Origin of the sequence: Cohnella sp. (assembly GCF_041640265.1) — a bacterium.
GTDB lineage: Bacteria > Bacillota > Bacilli > Paenibacillales > Paenibacillaceae > Cohnella.
This window is the reverse complement of record NZ_JBEQAP010000020.1, coordinates 1-20,835: the sequence shown is the minus strand read 5'-3', so window position 1 is coordinate 20,835 and position 20,835 is coordinate 1. Positions and strand designations below refer to the sequence as shown.

The 20,835-nt window shown below is 48.8% G+C and carries 25 protein-coding genes; 21 read left to right on the top strand and 4 right to left on the bottom strand.

All coding sequences use genetic code 11. The features are described from left to right. The first annotated feature begins 83 nt into the window (after positions 1-83). A complete protein-coding gene (gene lipB, locus ACESLK_RS15505; RefSeq protein ID WP_373230455.1) occupies positions 84-776 on the top strand; it encodes a lipoyl(octanoyl) transferase LipB in 693 nt (230 codons plus the stop codon). Here lipB and prli42 read toward each other — a convergent pair. Further along, a complete protein-coding gene (gene prli42, locus ACESLK_RS15500) occupies positions 748-843 on the bottom strand; it encodes a stressosome-associated protein Prli42 (protein WP_373230454.1) in 96 nt (31 codons plus the stop codon). The genes lipB and prli42 overlap by 29 nt on opposite strands. A 78-nt stretch (positions 844-921) precedes the next feature. Here prli42 and ACESLK_RS15495 point away from each other — a divergent pair, with 78 nt between their 5' ends. Next, on the top strand, positions 922-2,055 hold the full coding sequence (locus tag ACESLK_RS15495; RefSeq protein WP_373230453.1) for a M20/M25/M40 family metallo-hydrolase: 1,134 nt from the start codon (positions 922-924) through the stop codon (positions 2,053-2,055). A gap of 54 nt (positions 2,056-2,109) precedes the next feature. Here the strand turns inward: ACESLK_RS15495 and mciZ are convergent, their stop codons facing one another. Next, a complete protein-coding gene (gene mciZ / locus ACESLK_RS15490) occupies positions 2,110-2,268 on the bottom strand; it encodes a Z-ring formation inhibitor MciZ (RefSeq protein WP_373230452.1) in 159 nt (52 codons plus the stop codon). A gap of 446 nt (positions 2,269-2,714) precedes the next feature. Here mciZ and ACESLK_RS15485 point away from each other — a divergent pair, with 446 nt between their 5' ends. The 4 genes from ACESLK_RS15485 (at position 2,715) to fur (ending at position 5,743) form a co-directional block, all read left to right on the top strand. Next, positions 2,715-3,284: an NUDIX domain-containing protein gene (locus ACESLK_RS15485; RefSeq protein WP_373230451.1), complete on the top strand. Its 570-nt coding sequence runs from the start codon at positions 2,715-2,717 to the stop codon at positions 3,282-3,284. A 2-nt stretch (positions 3,285-3,286) separates the two neighbouring features. Then, complete coding sequence (locus ACESLK_RS15480; RefSeq protein WP_373230544.1) at positions 3,287-4,477, top strand: endonuclease Q family protein; 1,191 nt, start codon at positions 3,287-3,289, stop codon at positions 4,475-4,477. Positions 4,478-4,545: 68 nt separating this feature from the next. Further along, positions 4,546-5,205 (top strand): stage II sporulation protein M, encoded by a 660-nt coding sequence (gene spoIIM / locus ACESLK_RS15475; protein ID WP_373230450.1) that lies wholly within the window; start codon positions 4,546-4,548, stop codon positions 5,203-5,205. Positions 5,206-5,278: 73 nt separating this feature from the next. Beyond that, the gene (gene fur / locus ACESLK_RS15470) at positions 5,279-5,743 is read left to right on the top strand and encodes a ferric iron uptake transcriptional regulator (protein WP_373230449.1); all 465 of its coding nucleotides are present in this window, start codon (positions 5,279-5,281) and stop codon (positions 5,741-5,743) included. Positions 5,744-5,793: 50 nt separating this feature from the next. Here the strand turns inward: fur and ACESLK_RS15465 are convergent, their stop codons facing one another. After that, positions 5,794-6,273 (bottom strand): glutathione peroxidase, encoded by a 480-nt coding sequence (locus ACESLK_RS15465; RefSeq protein ID WP_373230448.1) that lies wholly within the window; start codon positions 6,271-6,273, stop codon positions 5,794-5,796. 188 nt (positions 6,274-6,461) lie between these two features. Between ACESLK_RS15465 and ACESLK_RS15460 the strand changes: the two genes are divergently transcribed. After that, positions 6,462-6,917 (top strand): MarR family winged helix-turn-helix transcriptional regulator, encoded by a 456-nt coding sequence (locus ACESLK_RS15460; protein WP_373230447.1) that lies wholly within the window; start codon positions 6,462-6,464, stop codon positions 6,915-6,917. 2 nt (positions 6,918-6,919) lie between these two features. After that, positions 6,920-7,384, top strand: coding sequence for a glutathione peroxidase (locus ACESLK_RS15455; protein ID WP_373230446.1), 465 nt, complete (start codon positions 6,920-6,922; stop codon positions 7,382-7,384). A 60-nt stretch (positions 7,385-7,444) separates the two neighbouring features. Here the strand turns inward: ACESLK_RS15455 and ACESLK_RS15450 are convergent, their stop codons facing one another. Next, positions 7,445-8,581, bottom strand: a complete 1,137-nt coding sequence (locus ACESLK_RS15450; RefSeq protein WP_373230445.1) for a S8 family peptidase — start codon at positions 8,579-8,581, stop codon at positions 7,445-7,447. A gap of 159 nt (positions 8,582-8,740) precedes the next feature. Here ACESLK_RS15450 and ald point away from each other — a divergent pair, with 159 nt between their 5' ends. From ald to lysA, 13 genes are all read left to right on the top strand, one after another. After that, positions 8,741-9,856: an alanine dehydrogenase gene (gene ald, locus ACESLK_RS15445; RefSeq protein ID WP_373230444.1), complete on the top strand. Its 1,116-nt coding sequence runs from the start codon at positions 8,741-8,743 to the stop codon at positions 9,854-9,856. A gap of 62 nt (positions 9,857-9,918) precedes the next feature. Then, positions 9,919-10,152 carry a DUF4227 family protein gene (locus ACESLK_RS15440; RefSeq protein ID WP_373230443.1) on the top strand — a complete coding sequence of 78 codons (234 nt, stop codon included), beginning with the start codon at positions 9,919-9,921 and terminating at the stop codon, positions 10,150-10,152. A 1-nt stretch (position 10,153) separates the two neighbouring features. Next, positions 10,154-11,047, top strand: a complete 894-nt coding sequence (locus ACESLK_RS15435) for a site-specific tyrosine recombinase (RefSeq protein ID WP_373230442.1) — start codon at positions 10,154-10,156, stop codon at positions 11,045-11,047. A 47-nt stretch (positions 11,048-11,094) separates the two neighbouring features. Next, the gene (locus ACESLK_RS15430) at positions 11,095-12,288 is read left to right on the top strand and encodes a phosphopentomutase (RefSeq protein ID WP_373230441.1); all 1,194 of its coding nucleotides are present in this window, start codon (positions 11,095-11,097) and stop codon (positions 12,286-12,288) included. Positions 12,289-12,323: 35 nt separating this feature from the next. Further along, positions 12,324-13,151: a purine-nucleoside phosphorylase gene (locus ACESLK_RS15425; protein ID WP_373230439.1), complete on the top strand. Its 828-nt coding sequence runs from the start codon at positions 12,324-12,326 to the stop codon at positions 13,149-13,151. Between the two features lie 238 nt (positions 13,152-13,389). Continuing rightward, positions 13,390-14,520, top strand: coding sequence for a D-alanyl-D-alanine carboxypeptidase family protein (locus ACESLK_RS15420; RefSeq protein WP_373230543.1), 1,131 nt, complete (start codon positions 13,390-13,392; stop codon positions 14,518-14,520). 238 nt (positions 14,521-14,758) lie between these two features. Next, positions 14,759-15,112, top strand: coding sequence for an anti-sigma F factor antagonist (gene spoIIAA / locus ACESLK_RS15415; RefSeq protein ID WP_373230437.1), 354 nt, complete (start codon positions 14,759-14,761; stop codon positions 15,110-15,112). After that, positions 15,109-15,555, top strand: a complete 447-nt coding sequence (gene spoIIAB, locus ACESLK_RS15410; RefSeq protein ID WP_373230435.1) for an anti-sigma F factor — start codon at positions 15,109-15,111, stop codon at positions 15,553-15,555. The genes spoIIAA and spoIIAB overlap by 4 nt, the downstream gene beginning before the upstream one ends. Before the next feature lie 25 nt (positions 15,556-15,580). Then, positions 15,581-16,339, top strand: a complete 759-nt coding sequence (gene sigF / locus ACESLK_RS15405; RefSeq protein ID WP_373230433.1) for an RNA polymerase sporulation sigma factor SigF — start codon at positions 15,581-15,583, stop codon at positions 16,337-16,339. A gap of 150 nt (positions 16,340-16,489) precedes the next feature. Continuing rightward, entirely contained in the window at positions 16,490-17,134 is a 645-nt protein-coding gene (locus ACESLK_RS15400; protein WP_373230432.1) for a stage V sporulation protein AA, read from the top strand. Continuing rightward, complete coding sequence (locus ACESLK_RS15395; RefSeq protein WP_373230430.1) at positions 17,118-17,552, top strand: stage V sporulation protein AB; 435 nt, start codon at positions 17,118-17,120, stop codon at positions 17,550-17,552. The genes ACESLK_RS15400 and ACESLK_RS15395 overlap by 17 nt, the downstream gene beginning before the upstream one ends. 14 nt (positions 17,553-17,566) lie before the next feature. Further along, entirely contained in the window at positions 17,567-19,192 is a 1,626-nt protein-coding gene (locus tag ACESLK_RS15390; RefSeq protein ID WP_373230429.1) for a spore germination protein, read from the top strand. A gap of 143 nt (positions 19,193-19,335) precedes the next feature. Continuing rightward, the gene (gene lysA / locus ACESLK_RS15385; RefSeq protein WP_373230428.1) at positions 19,336-20,667 is read left to right on the top strand and encodes a diaminopimelate decarboxylase; all 1,332 of its coding nucleotides are present in this window, start codon (positions 19,336-19,338) and stop codon (positions 20,665-20,667) included. Positions 20,668-20,835 lie beyond the last annotated feature (168 nt).

Below are 20,835 nucleotides of genomic sequence, written 5' to 3'. Positions count from 1 at the left end.
TGCGATGAGTCGGGCCATTTGTTTGCAGAGGATGTTTTCAGTGCGATACAATAGTACGAGAAGCGCAGGAGGAGGTGGAAGGTATGCAATCACTGGAAACCGAGTGGTTGTCCAAAATGGATTACGGCCAGGCTTGGGACTTACAGAAGAAGCTGGTCCGTGAGATCGATCGTGAGGAACGGCGGGACACGCTGCTTTTGCTTGAGCATCCACCTACATACACCATAGGTTCCGACCGCCATCCCGAGCATTTGTTGTATGAGAAGGAAGAATTAACTCGTCGTGGAATTACTGTATATGAAATCGACCGCGGCGGTGATATCACTTATCATGGTCCGGGGCAATTGGTAGGCTACCCCTTGCTTTATCTGGATGCTGTAGGGCTCGATCTGCATGGTTATTTAAGGAAGCTGGAGGAAGCGATCATTAAGCTGTTAGCAGATTTCGGAATTATAGGCGGAAGAAAACCGGAGTATACGGGAGTATGGGTCGGGGACTCGAAGATTGCCGCAATCGGCGTGAAATTTAATAAAGCCCGCACAAGGCGAGGCTTCGTTACCAGTCATGGATTTGCGCTTAATGTGAAGAAGAACGTAGAGCAGGATGGGTTCCAAGGCATTATTCCGTGCGGGATCGCGGAGTATGGGGTAACCTCTCTGGAGACGCTAACCGGAATGGAGCTGCAGGTTGAAGATATCGGGAACCGGATTATTCCCTATTTCTCTGAAGTGTTCGACTTCACCGCTTCTATTCCATTAGTGCACCCAAGCTCATAAGTAAGGTAGTAACCAGCATTGCGAGTAATGTTAAATAAACAACGGCCTTAAATATTTTTTTGTTCATGAATAACACCCTTTCAGGATAGTCTTATCTACTATACTATACTCTATTGTAACGAAAGCTTCGTCAGGAGGAAAGAACATGGTGCAAAAAGAACGGTTAGTAGCTGAATTTATGGAATTGATACAAATCGACAGCGAGACGAAATTCGAGACAGAAATTAGCAAGGTTCTGAAGCAGAAATTCGAAGCCTTTGGACTTGAAGTAACGGAGGATGACGTAGCGGAGAAGATCGGTCATGGCGCTGGAAATTTGTTTGCGTGGCTGCCGGCTTCACCGGGGGAAGAATCAGTGCCTGCTATTTTGTTCACTTCTCACATGGACACTGTATCGCCGGGCAAGGGGATCAAGCCGCGTCTCGACGCTGACGGATATATTCGCAGTGATGGGACTACGATTCTTGGCGCGGATGATAAAGCAGGAATTTCAGCGATGTTCGAAGCGCTTCGAGTTCTGAAGGAGCAAGGAAAGCCGCATGGCTCCATCCAATTCGTCATTACCACTGGCGAGGAATCAGGGTTAATCGGTTCCCGTGCAATGGACGGTTCGCGTCTTCGTGCGAAATTCGGTTATGCGCTGGATTCCAACGGAGCAATCGGTGACATTGCGGTTGCCGCCCCGACGAACTCTAGACAATACATTACCATTCGTGGGAAAGCAGCCCATGCAGGGGTTAATCCTGAGGATGGGATTAGTGCCATTCAAGTTGCAGCAAAGGCAGTTTCCCGTATGAAGCTTGGACGGATCGACTCTGAAACAACGGCGAACATCGGGCGTTTCGAAGGCGGCGGCGAGGTGAACATCGTTACTGACTCGATCAAGATCTATGCGGAGGCCCGCAGTCAGGTTCAAGAGAAGATGGATCGTCAGATTGAGACGATGCGTGAGGCTGTAGAGAGCGCTGCAAAGGAGTATGGTGCGGAGTACGAATTCGTTACCACTACCATCTATCCAGCTTATTCATACGGAGATGAAGACGAGGTTGTACAAGTCGCCAAAGCAGCGATTGAGGCTATTGGCTTGAAGCCGCACACCTTCTCATCCGGCGGCGGCAGCGATGCTAACATGTTTAACGGCAATGGCGTACCTACCGTTAATCTTGCCGTAGGTTACGAGCATATTCATACGACGAAAGAGCAGCTCAAAGCGGATGATTTAGTCAAAACCGCTGAACTGGTACTCTCTATCGTACAGGAAACCCTTAAGAAGAAATAAAAGAAGCAGGTCCTAAGCTGAAGTGACAACTTAGGACCTGCTCTTTTCAACCTCTTATTTAGAGGCTGTGGAAGTGGCGGAAGCGGGCGGAAGCCGTTCGATGAGCAAGGATTGTCCACCCCAGCGCTTCATCTCCTGCCGCAGGGAATAACGAATTTCCCAAGCCTTGCCGACTAGCTGCAGTTTCATCGGTGTTGCGTATTTTTTCAACATCTGACAAACCTCCTCAATAGAAATAAAACTTAAGCAGAGGGATGGCTGATTTTGGGCGACTCATGTCTGTGCGTTACAACGATCATCTCTGATGAGAGTCTTGCTAACGAAAAGACATTGGAGATCCAACTCCCTCTAATCTCAAACAGTATGCGGAGGGATGCTGATTTTGGGCGACTCATGTCTGTGCGTTACCAGCGCTCATCTCTGATGAGAGTCTTACTAACGAAAAGACATCGGAGATCCAACTCCCTCTAATCTCAAACAGTATGCGGAGGGATGCTGATTTTGGGCGACTCATGTCTGTGCGTTACAACGATCATCTCTGATGAGAGTCTTGCTAACGAAAAGACATCGGAGATCCAACAATCAGCATCCCGGAGCACAGACAAGCCTATACCTTTACATATGAAAGGTTTTGCGAATTCATGACTGGAGGCAGCTATATGAATGAAAATAATAAGCATCGGCAACACCCTTTCTACGAGCAAACATTAGAGACCAAGCCGATCTTTCAGGGACGGATGATCTCGCTGCAGGTTGACACAGTAAAATTACCGAATGGGGAGACCGCGACTCGAGAAATCGTACGCCACCCGGGTGCGGTTGCGGTGTTAGCCCTGCATGGAGATAAAATGCTAGTCGTGGAGCAATTCCGTAAGCCGCTGGAGAAGGTGCAGGTGGAGATTCCGGCAGGTAAGCTGGATGCGGGTGAAGAGCCGGAAGCGGCTGCGCTTAGAGAGCTTGAAGAAGAGACCGGATATCGCGCGAGAAGTATGGTTCATTTGCAGTCTTTCTCTACTTCGCCTGGATTTGCGGAGGAAGTGGTTCATCTCTATTTCACGGATGATCTCGAGAAGGGCGAGGTGCATCTGGATGAGGAGGAATTTCTGACTTGCGAAGCGATATCGCTGCAGCAGGCAATGGAATACATCCGCGAAGGACGGATCTGCGACGCCAAAACCCTGCTTGCGGTCTATGCATGGCGAATGCACACGCTTACGGGATCGTTTTAAGGATGGATGAATTGTCTTTAATCCCTTATTATGCAGACCTCCATGTGCACATTGGCCGCAGTCAAGACGGTCAGGCTGTTAAGATCAGCGGCAGCAAGGATCTAACCTTCCGCAATATTGCTCGAGAGGCCTCGGAGCGGAAGGGAATTGAGCTCATAGGCGTGATTGATTGCCATTCTCCCCCTGTTCAGCTAGACATTATGAACTGCCTTCATTCGGGTGAGATGGAGGAAATTGAGGGTGGAGGGATCAAGTATCGGGATACCGCCATTCTGCTGGGCGTGGAGATGGAAGTTCGGGAGGAGGGGGGCGGCCCTTTCCATTTGCTCGGCTATTTACCTGATCTAAAAGCTATGCAGGAATGGACGGCATGGATGAAGCCGCGAGTGAAAAATATTACGTTAAGCTCGCAGCGAATTCGCGTAACAGCTAAAGAGTTGCAAGGGGAGCTGCTTGCACGAGGCGGTCTAATGGTTCCGGCGCATGTGTTTACTCCGCATCGTGGATTGCTGGGCTGTTCTGCGGATAGGCTGGAGGCACGAATGGACCCGGATGGTATCGCAGCGGTCGAGCTTGGATTAAGCGCGGATTCAGAAATGGCAGGTTACTTATCGGAGCTGGATCGGTATACGTTTCTTACGAACTCAGATGCACATTCAACGGGGATGATTGGCCGTGAATGTAATGAAATATTGCTTGAGAAGCCTTCGTTCGCCGAGTGGGCAAAGGCGTTGTCAGGACGATCCGGACGCAGGATTATTACCAACTATGGACTTCATCCAGAGTTGGGGAAATATCATACGACTTTTTGCAGCAATTGCAAGAAAGCTCTATCTGCGGAGAATGAGCTGACCGGAGAATGTCCCTTCTGCAGCAGCCATAAGCTTATTCGCGGTGTATCTGGACGAATCCAACAGCTGGCTGATCGGGAGAAGTCTGCTCAACCCGTGGGTCGACCTCCATATCGTCCACAAGTTCCGCTTACCTTTTTCCCTGGTGTGGGTCGTGCTATGCGCGAACGCCTTTTCACCGAGGCAGGTACTGAGATGGAAATCCTGCACCGTATTTCTAGAGAGAGGCTTGCCGCGGTTGCGGGAGATAAAATCGCTGACATGATTATCAGAGTTAGAGAGGGAAGAGCGGTATTCGAGGCAGGAAGCGGCGGGCGTTACGGGACCATCGGCCACTCATAAAATCGACTTGTCCATCATAAACATAGGCACGAGAACATCCGTGGTTGGTGGACAAGGAGGTAGTGCCTGTGAACTTTCGCTTATGGAATTTATTAGCTCGCGACAATTTGAATTTGTATGTATTTGTGGGTGTTTTAATTGTAGTAGGAGCCATATTCGGCGCATTGCTTGTAAATGCTTTGACGTTGGAGCAGCAGCAAGAGCTGGCGGATGAGATCGGTCTATATCTGACAAACATTAAGGATTCCGATCAGCTTGTACACGCCGCGACATTCTGGGAAAGCTTCTTGTTTTACGGCAAATGGTTATTTCTAATTTGGCTTCTGGGATTATCTGTAATCGGTTTGCCGGTCGTACTTATGCTCGATTTCCTAAAAGGAGTGCTCATTGGTTTTGCTGTTGCATTGCTTGCTCAGCAGCTTGCATGGAAGGGCGTGTTTTTCTTCCTTGCGGCTACAGCTCCCCAGAACGCGCTGGTTATACCTGCACTTATGATCGCGAGCGTCTCGGCGGCCCGATTTGCTTATTTTGTTGTGAGAGAACGATTATTCAAGCGAAAAGGGCAGATTCTACCGCCTTTTCTAGCTCATACAGCTGTGTCGGGTCTTATGCTAGTGATGCTATGTCTGGCTTCTTTATATGAAGCTTATCTATCACCGCTTTTACTAGAACGAATTGCCCCAACGGTTATGGCTGTACCTATTTCTACCCTTTCTCCCAATTTGTAATGGAGGGTTTGACTTATCGAATAGGCTTCTCCTATAATGGAAGGAAGTGTAGCTGCGACCGGAGGGGGAGACTATGGAAGCCCGAATTGAAAAAATCAAACAGCAATTACAATCTCAGGGCTACAAGCTAACCCCGCAAAGGGAAGCGACGGTACGTGTACTCCTAGAGAATGAAGAAGATCATCTTAGCGCGGAAGACGTGTTCATGCTTGTAAAGGATAAGGCCCCGGAAATTGGTCTAGCAACTGTGTACCGGACGCTAGAGCTGCTTAGTGAAATGCATGTCGTTGAGAAAATAAACTTCGGTGACGGTGTGGCCCGATACGATCTGCGTACGGACAGCAACAAGCACCATCATCATCATCTAATTTGTGTGAAATGCGGAACCGTGTCCGAGATTATGGAAGATTGGCTTGGACCGCTGGAAGAACGGCTGGAGAAGGAATATAGCTTCACCGTTCTTGATCACCGCTTGGACTTTCAAGGCATATGCGCGAAATGTCAACCTGATCAGCCGACAGATTCCGAAGACAAATGATAGATAATAGAGGCTGCCAGTCTGATTTTTGACTGGAATAGCCTCTATTATTATTTTAGCAGCTTTTGGATCTGACTCTCTATTTTTTCGGGAGTATCGGTTGGAGAGAAACGCTTGACCACACGTCCGTTATTATCGACAAGAAACTTCGTGAAATTCCATTTAATACTTCTAAGTCCTAGTAAACCGGGTGCTCCCTTTGTTAAGTGTTTATACAAAGGATGAATACCTCGACCTTTAACCTCGATCTTGGCATGAAGCGGGAAGGTCACTCCGTGATTCAATTCGCAATGCTTCGCAATGGCGGCTTCATCCTCCGGCTCCTGGTTAGCGAATTGATTGCTTGGGAAACCAAGAACCGCCAGACCTTGCTGGCCATAGGTTTCATGCAGTCGCTGTAAGCCTTTGTATTGAGGGGCAAATCCACATTTACTGGCCGTATTCACAATGAGCATTACTTTTCCTCTATAATCGGAAAGATCCTTCGTTTCGCCGCTAATGGTTTTTACCTGAATGTTATATATGGACAAGGTGGTCATTCCTCCTAGTTTAAAGTCAGAACTGAAAATACATTTTAGTAAATTTAATTTTATACAATGTAACTAATGGAGTCAAGTTTTGACAACCGAGAAATCGGATGGTATAGTAAGGGCGATTAAATTGTATACAATCAAATTTCGACCCGCAAAGAAAAGGCGATAGCGCAAAGGAGGCACAAATGAATAACGGCTCCGTACTGAAATTAGATAATCAGCTGTGCTTTGCAGTATATGCTTACGCCAGAGAAATTACGAAGCTTTATCATCCTTTACTGAAGGAGCTGGGGCTTACGTATACGCAGTATGTAACCTTGCTTGCACTTTGGGAACGGGATCACGTTACGGTTAAGCAGCTAGGAGTTAAGCTATACTTAGATTCCGGAACCTTGACGCCGCTCTTGAAGAAGCTTGAAGCAATGGGGCTTCTCACGCGGATGAGAGACAAGAATGATGAACGCAGCGTAATCATTGCCTTAACCGAACGAGGAGTTCTGCTCAAAGCTAAAGCACTGGATATTCCGGAAAAGCTCTTCTGCCAAGCAGGAGTTACTCCAGAGGAAGCTGAGACACTCCGTACTCAAATCACAAGCATGCTTCAGAAGGTACAGCAAATCACATTAGAGGAGGAACTATAACAGTGTCTATCTATACATTTACTTCCCGTAAGGCAAATGGAGAAACAGTGGATATGAGCATGTATAAGGATAAGGTGTTATTGATTGTCAACACAGCGAGTGAGTGCGGATTTACACCGCAATACAAAGATCTTCAAAGTTTATATGAGTCTTACTCGGATAAAGGAGTTATCGTTCTAGGGTATCCCTGCAATCAGTTCGGCGGACAGGAGCCTGGAAGCTCAGTTGAGGTTGAAGCCTTCTGCAGCTTGAATTTCGGAGTGACATTTCCGATTTTCGAGAAAGTAGACGTGAAGGGCGATAACGCCGATCCGCTGTTCCTGCATCTGACAGAGCAAACAGGCGGGGAGATCAAGTGGAATTTCACCAAATTCCTTATTGACCGACAAGGGCATGTGGTCCAGCAGTATGATTCATCTGTTAAGCCGCTCGATATAGGACCGGATATAGACAAGCTGATTGGTTAATAGAAAGAGGGAGGTTTTAGTGACTCCCTCTTTCTTGTGCCTTAGGAAACAATCATTAAATCATTTTCGGCGTTTATTGCTTAACGTTCGAGCAGCCGTTGAGACCTGCAGTAAGCCTTGGCCTACCGCTCGAATACCACCGGGGATACGCAGGGCTGACTTAGTAAGCTTCCGGCTTACTTCTGTCGCGCTTAATCCCGGCTTTATGGCTCGAAGCAGCGCTGCGGCTCCTGTAACATGCGGCGAGGACATCGAAGTTCCGGATTCCCTGCGATAAGTTCCCTTTAACCAAGTTGAGTAGATGTTGATGCCCGGAGCGGACAGATCTATGCCTTTGCCTCGGCTGGAGAAGGCTGCAACCCGATTTCCGCGGGAGACGGCTGCGACGGCCAACGTCTCCGGATACCGGGCAGGAGCTTCGATTTGCGTAAAAAGCCTTCCGTTATTTCCCGCAGACGCAACCATCACGGCACCTCTGCGCCTTGCCCTGCGAACAGCGTCCCTCAACGCTTTACTCTCACCGACTAGTCCGAAGCTCATATTCATAATCTTGATTCCTCTCGACAAGCACCATTCGATTCCTTCCACGATATCTGTAATGAAACCGGAGCCTGATGCATCCAATACCTTTACTGCATACAGTCTGACTCTCGGAGCTGTTCCGTAGATTTTCTTGTTTCCTTTTGCCGCTGCAATGCCCGCAACATGAGTGCCGTGGCCGTTATCATCCGCGAATGAGCGGCCTCCCAATGTGTTTACACCCCCGGCGATCCGTAAATCAGGATGACGGGCTATGCCTGTGTCTATTATCGCTACCTTAACACCTGCTCCAGAGTTAGAAGCCTTCCAGACGGGGGGAGCCTTAACCCTATTGATATTCCAAGGTATACGTGCAATACCCGCCGTGCTTTTAGCTTTCATGCGCAGGAGCCCATGAGCTTTCACTTTATGATCTCGTTCAACATAAGCGACGCGAGGATGGTCAATGAGCCGCTGCCAGCTTAGGCGTCGATCGGTATGACAACAGATCAATCTTAGCGAAGAATCGGTTTTCACCGGTTTAATCCCTGCGGCTTGAAGCTCTTTCAAGCAGTGACGATAATCCTTGTCTTGCCGGAGTACAATGATACGCCTTTCCGTTTGTAACGATGGCTTGCTCCTGGCACTTTGACACAGCTGCTTCGCCAATGCATTCATTGGTTATCCTCCTAGTCAGGTTTTTCCATATGTCGTTGTAAAATATGGAGAAATAGAGTATAAAGTGCATGAGGGGAATCCATTACATAAATATTTTGTCCTTGGATACTGTAAGGGAAAGAATTTAGTTAAGCTGCAGAGCAGCGGGAGGAAATCATTATGATTATCGGATTGCCCAAGGAGATTAAGAATCAGGAATATCGAGTTGCCCTTACGCCCGCTGGATGTGAAATGCTTGTTAAGCAAGGTCATGTGGTTGTAGTTCAGCATGGCGCAGGCGAAGGCAGCGGCTTTACAAACGAGGAATATAGCGGTGCTGGCGCGACGCTAGTCGAGGCTACATCAGAGGTATGGGGCGCAGCCGATCTGATTGTTAAGGTCAAGGAACCTCTGCCTGAGGAATTTTCTTACTTTCGTAATCAACAGGTTTTATTTACTTACCTTCATCTTGCTGCGGCACCGGATCTTGCCAAAGCACTCTTGGACAAACAAGTGACGGCTATTGCCTATGAGACAATCCAGTTACCCGGGGGCGGTCTGCCGCTTCTTACGCCCATGAGCGAGGTTGCAGGCAGAATGGCTGTTCAAGAAGGAGCAAAATACTTGGAAGCCTTTCATGGGGGACGCGGAGTCTTGCTTGGGGGAGTTCCGGGTGTACCGCCTGCTGAAGTCATTATAATCGGCGGAGGTATCGTAGGGACGAATGCGGCCAAAATGGCGCTTGGTTTAGGAGCAGAAGTGGTTGTGCTTGAGAGAAGCGGAGAACGGATGAGATACTTGGATGATGTATTTCAAGGTCGACTTCGGACGCTAATGAGCAACCCCTATAATATAGCAAATGCGGTACGTAAGGCGGATCTGCTCATCGGAGCCGTTCTTGTTCCGGGTGCTAGAGCACCGCGCCTAGTAACCGAAGAGATGGTTAAAACGATGAAAAAGGGTGCGGTTATTGTAGATGTCGCGGTCGATCAGGGCGGCTCCATTGAAACGATCGATAGAGTGACCACCCATGAGAACCCGATTTATGAGAAGCACGGCGTAATTCACTATGCCGTTGCAAATATGCCCGGAGCTGTTCCCCGTACGTCTACGCTTGCGCTGACAAACGTAACCATTGAATATATTTTGCAGCTTGCGTCCAAAGGATTTCATGATACTGTTAAAGAGAACTCAGCACTGGCTCTTGGCGTAAATGCTTATCTCGGACAACTAACCCATCCTCAGGTTGCTGAGGCTATCGGTATGCCATATACGCGATTGGAAAGCTTATGGTGACATGATTTGGGTTTTTCCCTCATACGGTTTAGTAACAAGCTGGACAAGAGGGGGAAGATTTAATGAGGCAGCCAATGAACAAATGGTGGGAGCGTCTTCAGTTCACGCTCCTCTTTATTGCGTTAACGGTGCTTGTACACGGATTTTTCGGTTGGTTCCATAGCTGGCTGCAGCCGGTCGATCCTTATAAGGTGCCGGAAGGAAGGTCATCGAAGGTATTCCAAACAGGAGAAGGAAACAATCCCAACGGCTCGCCGGGGGATCGGTTAAGGCTCTTCTATTGGTTAGGAGAATGACATGCATATCAAAGACTGGCTTCAATCTTATCTCTCTTATTTAGTACGTGAACGAAGGGTTTCCTTAAGTACGGAACAGAGTTATAACAGTGATTTGACCGATTTTGTGAAATATTTAGAGACGGGTAAAGTTACTGAGGCTAACGTGCTTCGGGCACATCATTTGACCTCTTATTTAAATGATTTACGAGCGGAAGGCCGCTCTACGGCTACGGTCACTCGGAGAATTGTATCGATTCGTTCTTTTTGCAAATTTCTAACGATACAGAGAGCGTTGGACTACAATCCCGCTATCCAGCTGGAATCACCCAAGGCGGAGAAGAAGGCACCTCAAACGCTCTCAACTGCAGACCTGAATGAGCTGCTGGAATTGCCGGATACGAGCCAGAGCATCGGGCTTCGGGATCGCGCTATGTTAGAGCTGTTATATGCGACGGGCTTGCGTGTTTCGGAATTGATCTCGCTTGATCGGGAGCACGTTAGACTGGACATGGGTTTTTTGCTATGCTTGGGTTCAGGCGGTCGGGAGCGTATGGTTCCTGTCGGCGCCCAAGGAGCATCTTGGGTTGCGAAATACCTGGAAGCTGCAAGACCTATGTTAAGACCTGCTCAGACAGAGACCGCCCTGTTTGTGAACCATCTCGGCACTCGCATAACACGTCAAGGCTTCTGGAAAATGCTCAAAAAATACGCTTCGATGCTCAACCTGGCTATTTCTCCCCACACCCTGCGTCACTCGTTCGCAACGCACCTGTTAGATAACGGGGCAGATATCCGGGCGGTTCAAGAAATGCTTGGTCATGCGGCTCCATCAACGACACAAATGTATCAATCTACTATGAAGTTAAAGATCAAGGAAGAGTATGAACGCAGTCATCCGCGAGCGCGAACGTAGGCAAGGTAAAGTTATTATTCAGGGTTACTTGAAAAGAGGTGCTCAGCATGGCATTTAAACGCATAACAGTTATCGTATTGGATAGCGTAGGAATTGGTGAGCTTCCGGATGCTGCATCTTACGGGGATGCAGGCTCCCATACGTTGGGGCACATTGCACAGAGGGTTCCTGGACTTGCACTGCCTAACTTGAGGCGTCTGGGGCTTGGTAATGTCGCGCCTATTGCCGATTGGAAGCAGGAGCCGTCCCCCAACGGTTATTACGGAAAGATGGCTGAAGTCTCCGTTGGCAAAGATACGATGACTGGCCATTGGGAGCTCATGGGTCTGCGAATCGACACTCCGTTCAGAACATTCCCGGACGGGTTTCCCGCTGAGCTCTTGAAAGCATTTGAAGAAGAAACGGGAAGAGCGGTTCTCGGGAACAAGCCGGCGTCCGGCACGGAAATATTGGACGAGCTGGGCGATGAGCAGATGAAGAGCGGTGCTTGGATCGTCTATACTTCGGCGGATAGCGTGTTTCAGCTCGCCGCGCATGAAGAGATCATCCCTCTTGAAGAGCTCTATGATGCTTGCAAAATTGCTCGTCGATTAACGATGAAGGATGAGTTTTCAGTCGGTCGGGTCATTGCTAGACCTTATATCGGTGAGCCGGGTGCTTTTAAACGTACGCCTAATCGTCATGATTATGCTGTGAAGCCGCCGTTTCCAACCGTTCTTAGCGCATTGAAGTCGAGCGGTCATGACGTTGTTGCCGTTGGTAAAATCAACGATATTTTCTGTGGGGAAGGAATTACCCGCTCCATATCGACGAAGAGTAATGCGGATGGGATAGCCGTAACCTTACAAGAAATGCAGTCGGATTTCCACGGTCTTGTATTTACGAATCTGGTCGACTTCGACTCCTTATACGGTCACCGTCGGGATCCGGAAGGGTATGGCCGCGCTCTCGAAGAGTTCGATCGTGCTTTGCCTGAGCTTATGGCTGTAATGAATAAGGACGACTTGCTCATCATCACCGCCGATCACGGCAACGATCCGATTCATGCGGGTACGGACCACACTCGAGAATTCGTACCGCTGCTCTCATGGAGCCCCGGATTTACCGGTATCGCAGCAGATGCAAGTGCAGGGCATTTGGCTGACCGCGCAAGCTTCGCCGATCTCGCGGCGACAATTGCTGACAACTTCGATATCGAATTCACAACACATGGAAAAAGTTTTCTGAAGTTGCTAAAGTGACTTTTATCAAAGATGACGCAGAGGAGAGGGTTTAAATGGGATTAACCGTTACGAAAGCAATTATTGATGAGGCAGCTGCATTTATACGTTCCACAACGGATTTAAGTCCGGAGATCGGCCTTATTCTAGGTTCGGGACTTGGCGTGCTGGGTGATGAACTGGAGGATGCGGTAACGATTCCTTATGAGGATATTCCTCACTTTCCGGTGTCCACAGTAGAAGGTCACGCAGGCGAGCTTATTGTGGGCAAGCTGCAGGGTCGAAATGTGATGCTTATGAAAGGCAGATTCCATTTGTATGAGGGTTATGAGCCTGAGCGGACTGCATTGCCTGTGCGTGTTATGGCAGCACTAGGCGTGAGTACGCTGCTTGTCACGAATGCAGCTGGCGGCGTCAATATGGATTACAAGCCAGGTAATCTCATGCTGATATCTGATCATATCAATTTGACGGGTCGTAATCCGCTAGTTGGTCCGAACGATAGTGAGCTAGGCGTGCGGTTCCCGGATATGTCGGAAGCATATAACCGCAGACTGCGGGGGATCGCTAAAGAAACTGCTGATGAGCTTGGCTTCTCCGTGCAAGAAGGAGTTTATGTTGGATTGCTTGGTCCCAATTATGAGACTCCTGCAGAAATCCGCATGCTGCGTACGCTTGGCGTGGACGCAGTGGGTATGTCAACGGTATCCGAGGTTATCGTTGCGCGGCATTCGGGTATCGAGGTTCTTGGAATTTCATGTATAAGCAACATGGCTGCCGGTATATTAGATCAGCCATTATCACACGTTGAAGTCATGGAAACGACGGAGCGCGTGAAGGAACAATTTATCTCCCTCGTCTTGACGATAATACCAAAGATATAGAACGTTTTTGAAGAGTGAAGAACACGCCGCTCGCCCTTTTTGTTGGGGCTGGCGGCGTTTTATTTTTGGCGGCGGCATGGAATATTTTCCATCCTAAAGGACAAACTAATGAGTAGAAGAAACCTTGGCCGTCTTACGGTCGCAGGAGGGGGAGCCACTTTTGGCAAGTAATGATGGACGCAGATTAAACTATCGAGGGTTTGTTTTATTGGTTTCTTGGACAATGGTACTAGCTTTAATGGTACCTACGGTTGCTTTGGCTAAGGAGTCGGCACCCGGGAAGCAAATGACAGATATGGCCCCAAGCGCTCGTTCCGCAATCCTTATGGATGCGGATAGTGGAACAGTTATCTATGAGAAGAATAGTAACGCCGCGCTGCCGCCGGCGAGCATAACGAAAATTATGACGATGCTCTTAATTATGGAGGCGATCGATGAAGGCCGTCTTAAGCTGACTGACAAAGTACAGACTAGCGAATTTGCAGCCTCAATGGGCGGCTCGCAGATTTTCTTGGAGTCGGGCGAGGAAATGACGGTGGAGGAAATGCTCAAGGGTGTAGCTCTAGCCTCCGGCAATGACGCATCTGTTGCGCTGGCGGAGAAGCTTGGGGGCAGCGAGGAGCAATTCGTCGTAATGATGAATGAGAAAGCGCGGCAGCTTGGAATGACAAACACGAAATTCGTTAACTGTAATGGACTTCCCGCCGAAGGGCATGTATCCTCTGCCAAAGATATCGCCCTTATGTCACGAGAGCTGTTGAAATATGAAGGGATTACGAAGTATACGGGGCTCTACCAGGATTACTTGCGCAAGGATAGTTCCAAGCCGTTCTGGCTCGTGAATACGAACAAGCTTGTACGCTTCTACCATGGGGCAGATGGATTAAAAACCGGCTTTACGAGCGAAGCGAAGTTCTGCTTATCCGCAACTGCACGCAGGGAAAACATGCGTCTGATTGCGGTTGTTATGGGGGAACCGAATACGAAAACCCGCAATGCAGAAGTCTCTCATATGTTCGACTATGCTTTCGCTCAATATACGAATGTTCCCATTTATAAGAAGGGCGACCCCATTGGTACTTTATCCGTGGAGAAGGGTAAGGTCAATAAGGTTCCGCTGGAGGCGAAGTATTCTTACAGCGTGCTGCTGAAGAAGGGAGACGCAGGTAAAGGCATACGTCATGAGCTTATGCTGGACCCATCGATCAAAGCTCCGATTGAAATCGGCCAGCCGATCGGCAAGCTGGTCGTATATCGCGGATCTGAGGTGCTGACAGAGTTTCCGGTGGAATCTCCGGTGTCGGTCGCGAGGGCCGGCTGGTGGACGCTTCTAAGAAGAACGACGGGACAGCTGTTCCTCTCTGAGTAAGGGGCTAGAAGGGCGGTTTGACGAGTATTTCGTCGCCGCCTCTTTGCCATATTGTGTCGAGAAGGGCGAGGTTGCTTCTAGTTTTGTCGGGGGGCAGGAATGAGAGAGCCATCCGTAGAATTGGTGACGATACAACATCTGTGAAGACAGGAGATATCCGCTGGCGGTAGAGCATGGGCTATCGTTCTAGCGGGCGTGACGAGCGGCGCTCGCACTATCGGGGAAGGGGAAATGTGGCATGAGCTTACAGGTCGAGCTGGAGCAGCATCGTAATGTGTTAATCGTACGTTTGAGAGGAGAATTGGATCATCATACCGCGGACATCGTTCGTTTCAAGATGGAGGATGCTATTCTGCGAGGGAGATGCGATCATGTCGTACTGAGCTTAAAGGATTTGGTTTTCATGGATAGCTCGGGCCTCGGCGTCATTCTAGGACGTTATAAGCTTATTAAAAGCCGCGGCGGTAAATTGGTTGTGTGTGACACGCAAACGAGCGTCAAACGCTTATTCGAGTTGTCCGGGTTGTTTAAGATTATAACCTTTTACGAGACCGAGCGATCGGCAGTAGCCAGTCTGGAGGTCGTATCATGAGTGGACAAAACCATATGAAGCTTTCATTTGCCAGCCGTTCGGAGAACGAAGCTTTCGCTAGAATTAGCGTTGCGGCTTTCGTTACTCAGATGGATCCCACCATGGATCAGTTAGATGAGATCAAGACAGTTGTTTCCGAGGCGGTTACCAATGCCATTATTCATGGCTACAACGGCAATACGGAAGGAACAGTAACCTTAGAAGTGGAGCTTGACGGGGATACAGTGTTGATCTCTATTAGCGATCAAGGGAAGGGAATAGAAGATTTGGAGCTGGCGCGCCAGCCTTTATTTACTTCCCGTCCAGAGCTTGAGCGTTCAGGTATGGGCTTTACCATTATGGAGAATTTCATGGATGAGTTTGAGGTCGTTAGTTCCCAGAATAGCGGAACGTTGTTGCGGATGAAAAAGCGGATTGAATCCAAAAAAGTGTTGTTTAATTAAAAACCGTGCGGCAGGGGTTGGAGGCATGGATTCAGAATGGAAACGATCGTCTCCGCCGGCTTACTTGGATGACAGTGAAGTGAAGCGCCTTATTGCGCTAAGTCAATCCGGAGATACGACCGCGCGCGATACGCTCGTAAATAGCAATATTCGATTAGTATGGTCAGTCGTTCAACGGTTCTCGAACCGCGGCTACGACAGCGATGACCTGTTCCAGATCGGCTGTATCGGTTTATTGAAATCGGTCGATAAATTCGATCTTTCTTATGATGTGAAATTTTCTACCTACGCGGTTCCAATGATCATCGGTGAAATTCAAAGATTTCTGCGAGACGACGGAACGCTTAAGGTCAGCCGATCACTGAAAGAAATGGCTAACCGCGTTCGCAAGGTCAAGGATGAGCTATCCAAACGCCTAGGCCGTGCGCCGACAATCAGCGAGGTTGCCCAAGAAATCGGCGTTACGCCGGAGGAAATCGTGTTTGCCCAAGAAGCGAATAAACCACCGGCATCGATTCATGAGACGGTGTTCGAGAACGATGGCGATCCGATTACCCTTATGGACCAAATCGCAGATGAATCACAGGAGAAATGGTTCGACAAGCTCGCCTTAACGGAAGCGATTCAAGGTTTGAGCGACCGTGAGCGGCTTATTGTCTATCTACGTTACTTCCGCGATCAGACTCAATCCGAAGTCGCTGGCAGACTCGGTATCTCTCAAGTCCAAGTCAGTCGACTCGAGAAGAAGATTCTCCAAAACATTAAAGACCAGATCGCACTGTAACCATAACAGGCAAGCCTGAATTGAAAAGCAAAAGATGGTTGAGCAGTTTTCTGCTCAGCCATTTTTTTGTCCTCCGGCTTTTTTTCTATTTCCGATTACTTCAGGCGACTCTGCTCCATACTAAGTGCAATCAGGCAAAGGAGGGAGCAGATGGAACATCAGGATTCTAATGTCGTCTATGTCCGGATGCGGCGCAGAGCCGTCGTTGCTCCCTTATCCAAGATTACTCTAGGGAATGTTGCACGTTTGGTTGCGGATGACGAGCTTGCCTCACGCTTAAAGAAGCTTCCTCTCCACCAAGTCACGAGTAACGATGGCAACCTGCTGTTAATCGATATGCTGCAGGCAGTCAAAGCCATTCGCGAGTGTGAGCCGGGTTTGGTTATCGAGACCTTCGGAGAACCGCATGTATTAGTGGAAATCTCACCCTTTGGAATCCATAAGCCTCGCAGGTTTGTGTTGGTCATGGCTTGGCTGCTGCTCTTCTTCGGCTCGGGGATGGCGATGATGAACTTTCATGCGGATGTAAATATGCCCGAGGTGCAACGCAGAATAACAGAGCTCATTACTGGGCAAACAGGCTCGCATCCTTGGCTGTTCCAGATTCCTTATTCTATCGGAATCGGGCTGGGTATGCTTCTGTTCTTCAACCGAATATTGCGCAAACGTCTGACCGACGAGCCAAATCCCCTTGAAGTGGAAATGTTTATGTATCAGGAAAATGTAAATCATTACGTCATCACAGAAGAGTATCGCAAGAAGCACGAGGAGCTATCGGGTGAAGAAAGTGGTTGAAGGACTGCAGAACTTGTTAATCGGGATAACGGGTTTAGCCGGTGGATTTGTGGTCGGCAGCGCTTTTGTCGCTTTGTTAATCGTGCTGGACCTCATTCCCCGGCTTGTCCAGCTAACACGTGCCTATCGGCGCTCATCCGTATTCGAATCCGGTATTCTATCGGGTGCATTGTACTGGAGCTGCTCCGATTTGTTTAACTGGTCCTTTCGGCTCCCGGTTCATCTTCTGTTGCTTCCGGCTATTTTCCAAGGATTGTTCGTGGGGATGTTTGCTGCTGCCTTAACTGAAGTGCTGAATGTAATTCCTATCCTGTCCAAGAGACTCAAGCTGATGCCCTATCTTTTCTCTTTGCTTATGGCCATGGCACTCGGCAAGGTGACGGGCTCATTGGTCGATTGGCTATGGTTACATCCTTAAGGAGTGTGTGAATAATGGAAACGACGGAACATGGAAGTATGGATTTAGAGCATGCAGGTCATCTAGGTACTCCAGGTCATCGCGGTATCCACCGAGGCGGACTGGAGGAGAAAAATGAGCACAAGGACAAGCGGGAAGAAAGTAAAAGCAGCGGCTCCGGCTCCCAACAAGCGCGCGAACCGGAGATCCCGATACCGGATAACATGGAGCAGTTGAAAAAAGCGCTGGAGGATACAATCGGCTTAGGTAAAAGCTTCGAGGTTCAAATTCGTGAAATGATTATCGGCAAAAAACATGTCGCACTCTTGTTTCTTAGCGTATTCGCCAAGGATGCTTCTTTAACCGAGATATTGAAACGCTTGACTTATTTAGAGCCGGACTGCCTCGTCGATCATGATACGCTGCAGATGTTTCTAGAATCCTATGTGCCGGCAGTACAAATCAAGAAGACATCATCCTTTGCCGGTATGATCGATGAAGTACTCGTCGGAAACACGGCCTTCTACCTTGAAGGTGAATCCGCAGTGCTCATTATTGATGCCAAGCAATACCCGTCAAGAAATCCCGAACAGCCTTCGCTCGAGAAGGTCGTACGAGGCAGCCAGGACGGCTTCACGGAGACACTCATCGCTAATGTAGCGCTCATCCGAAGAAGATTGCGTGATCCGAAGCTGCGTTTTGAAATGCTGAAGGTTGGGCGACGCACGCAGACGGACGTATGCATAGGATACATTGATGATATTGCCAACACAAAGCTCGTAGAGTCTATACGGGATAAAATCAAGGCAATCGATATTGACGGAATTCCGCTGGCCGATAAGCAATTGGAAGAGATGATGATTGATGTGTCATGGAGTCCGTTCCCGCTTGTCCGGTATACCGAACGACCCGATGTCGTAGCTTCGCAATTGCTCGATGGAAGCGTTACAGTTATCGTGGATACTTCTCCAAGCGCGATTCTTCTGCCTACCACCTATTTCGATCTTGTACAGCATGCTGAAGAAAACCGGCAAAATCCTTTCATGGGAACCTACATGCGCTGGGTAAGGTTCATAGGAATAATAGCTTCGTTATTCCTGATGCCGCTATGGTTTTTGTTTAATGAAAGACAGGCGTTAAAACCAGATTGGCTATGGTTTGTCGGGGCGGATAATGTGGGACAGATTCCGCTTATTCTGCAATTTATTATCGCGGAAATCGGTGTTGATCTTCTTCGGCTGGCGGCCGTGCATACACCTGCTCCGCTTGTTACAGCAATGACTTTGCTTTCAGCTATTCTGATCGGAGACATTGCAGTGAAAACGGGTTTGTTCATTAACGAGGTTATTCTATATATGGCTGTGTCGGCAATCGGAATGTTCGCTACACCGAGCTATGAGTTAGGTCTTGCCAACCGGATCATTAGGCTAGGCTTGCTTATTTCCGTTTTCTTCTTCCATGAGATTGGCTTCGTAATCGGAACGACGTTCGTGTTTCTTTATTTAGCTTTCGAAAGATCGTTTAACGCTCCATATTTGTGGCCATTTCTACCGTTTAACGGGAAGGCTTTTCTTGCGATTCTCGTCCGTCAATCTATGCCGGAAAACAAGGAACGTACTTCCATCTTCAAAACCAAGAAAAGCCGCAAGCAGCCAGCCTAAGGTATACAAATGCAAATGTTGTGGCAAATCCTCCATTTCCCCGGTGTCTATTTTCCGTTATACTCAGGTTAAATAGTGCAAATACCGGACAAGAGTCAGAATAGTGACTTCATACCGGAAAATCCGCAAAAGGGGAATTCGATATGTACTTGCATGGAACGAGCAAAATTAACAGCAAAGGTCATCTTGAAATCGGAGGTTGCGACGTTACAGACCTGGCTAAGGAGTTTGGAACGCCGTTATATATTGTGGATGAAGCGCTTGTGCGCCAGCGCGCCCGGGAATTCATGGAAGCATTCCGTGCCACGGGACTTCGCCATCAGGTGGCATACGCATCCAAAGCATTCTGCGTAATGGCGATGTGCCGCGTAGCGGAAGAAGAAGGCATGAGCCTTGATGTTGTATCCGACGGTGAGCTGTATACGGCGCTTCAAGCAGGCTTCCCTGCTGAGCGCATTCATTTCCACGGCAACAACAAAACACCCGAAGAAATCATAATGGCACTCGAAGCGGGCATCGGTTGTTTTGTCGCGGACAATTTCAACGAGCTGCATCTTCTGAACGCATTAGCTGCCGAGAAAGGCAAACGCGTTAACGTATTGCTTCGGATCACCCCGGGTGTTGAAGCTCATACGCATGATTATATCTCTACGGGTCAACAGGATTCCAAGTTTGGCTTCGACCTTGGTAATGGATCGGCATTCCGCGCGATTGAAACGGCACTTAGCTTACCAAGCTTGAAGGTGCTCGGCGTGCATTCCCATATCGGTTCGCAAATTTTCGAGGTGGAAGGCTTCCGAATGGCTGTTGAGAAAGTTGCTGCATTTGCGGTTGAAATCCGGGATAAGCTGGACTACACCTTTACTGTCCTTAACTTGGGCGGGGGCTTCGGAATCCGTTACGTGGAAGGAGATACGCCGCTTCCTCTAGCTGTGTACGTACAAGCGATCGCTGATGCCATTATTTCGACTTGCTCCGAGGCAAATTTCCCGCTCCCGGAAGTATGGATCGAGCCGGGCCGCAGTATTATCGGCGATGCAGGCACGACGCTTTATACCGTAGGGACGAGCAAAGACATCCCTGGCGTGCGTAAATATATTGCGGTTGACGGCGGAATGACTGATAATCCGCGTCCTGCGTTGTACGAATCCAAATACGAAGCGGTTCTGGCGAACCGTGCCAACGATACGCTTAATGAATTGGTTTCCGTTGCAGGCAAATGCTGCGAGAGCGGAGACATGCTGATTTGGGATCTGAAGCTCCCGGAAGTCCAGTCTGGTGATCTGTTGGCCGTTTTCTGTACGGGTGCCTATAACTATGCAATGGCGAGCAACTATAATCGGATACGCCGTCCAGCCGTGGTATTCGTGAAAGACGGAAGAGCAGATCTTGTTGTCGCTCGGGAAACCTATCATAACATCGTAGGTAACGATATCATCCCGCAGCGATTGCAGAAGCAAGCCGTCTCGAAATAATATCGTTATGATCTAAATATGTCGTGGGGCAGTGCCATAAGAAGTTATGGTACTGCCCCTTTTTAGTGTCGCCCAGCATGGGCGTTATCTATAGGGTGCAAGTCCCGAATGGCGAAGGCAGTAGTAGTCATTAGCTTAAGACAAGGGTGTCCTCCGTGAGGTGGAATC

Coding starts and splice junctions, on each gene's coding strand:
- ACESLK_RS15400 (WP_373230432.1), top strand. CDS start 16,490: ATGGAACATCAGGATTCTAATGTCGTCTATGTCCGGATGCGGCGCAGA.
- ACESLK_RS15450 (WP_373230445.1), bottom strand. CDS start 8,581: ATGAATGCATTGGCGAAGCAGCTGTGTCAAAGTGCCAGGAGCAAGCCA.
- fur (WP_373230449.1), top strand. CDS start 5,279: ATGGAAGCCCGAATTGAAAAAATCAAACAGCAATTACAATCTCAGGGC.
- sigF (WP_373230433.1), top strand. CDS start 15,581: ATGGATTCAGAATGGAAACGATCGTCTCCGCCGGCTTACTTGGATGAC.
- ACESLK_RS15485 (WP_373230451.1), top strand. CDS start 2,715: ATGAATGAAAATAATAAGCATCGGCAACACCCTTTCTACGAGCAAACA.
- ald (WP_373230444.1), top strand. CDS start 8,741: ATGATTATCGGATTGCCCAAGGAGATTAAGAATCAGGAATATCGAGTT.
- spoIIAB (WP_373230435.1), top strand. CDS start 15,109: ATGAGTGGACAAAACCATATGAAGCTTTCATTTGCCAGCCGTTCGGAG.
- lipB (WP_373230455.1), top strand. CDS start 84: ATGCAATCACTGGAAACCGAGTGGTTGTCCAAAATGGATTACGGCCAG.
- ACESLK_RS15435 (WP_373230442.1), top strand. CDS start 10,154: ATGCATATCAAAGACTGGCTTCAATCTTATCTCTCTTATTTAGTACGT.
- ACESLK_RS15430 (WP_373230441.1), top strand. CDS start 11,095: ATGGCATTTAAACGCATAACAGTTATCGTATTGGATAGCGTAGGAATT.
- spoIIAA (WP_373230437.1), top strand. CDS start 14,759: ATGAGCTTACAGGTCGAGCTGGAGCAGCATCGTAATGTGTTAATCGTA.
- ACESLK_RS15460 (WP_373230447.1), top strand. CDS start 6,462: ATGAATAACGGCTCCGTACTGAAATTAGATAATCAGCTGTGCTTTGCA.
- ACESLK_RS15420 (WP_373230543.1), top strand. CDS start 13,390: ATGGTACCTACGGTTGCTTTGGCTAAGGAGTCGGCACCCGGGAAGCAA.
- ACESLK_RS15495 (WP_373230453.1), top strand. CDS start 922: ATGGTGCAAAAAGAACGGTTAGTAGCTGAATTTATGGAATTGATACAA.
- lysA (WP_373230428.1), top strand. CDS start 19,336: ATGTACTTGCATGGAACGAGCAAAATTAACAGCAAAGGTCATCTTGAA.
- ACESLK_RS15425 (WP_373230439.1), top strand. CDS start 12,324: ATGGGATTAACCGTTACGAAAGCAATTATTGATGAGGCAGCTGCATTT.
- ACESLK_RS15480 (WP_373230544.1), top strand. CDS start 3,287: ATGGATGAATTGTCTTTAATCCCTTATTATGCAGACCTCCATGTGCAC.
- ACESLK_RS15440 (WP_373230443.1), top strand. CDS start 9,919: ATGAGGCAGCCAATGAACAAATGGTGGGAGCGTCTTCAGTTCACGCTC.
- prli42 (WP_373230454.1), bottom strand. CDS start 843: ATGAACAAAAAAATATTTAAGGCCGTTGTTTATTTAACATTACTCGCA.
- ACESLK_RS15390 (WP_373230429.1), top strand. CDS start 17,567: ATGGAAACGACGGAACATGGAAGTATGGATTTAGAGCATGCAGGTCAT.
- mciZ (WP_373230452.1), bottom strand. CDS start 2,268: ATGTTGAAAAAATACGCAACACCGATGAAACTGCAGCTAGTCGGCAAG.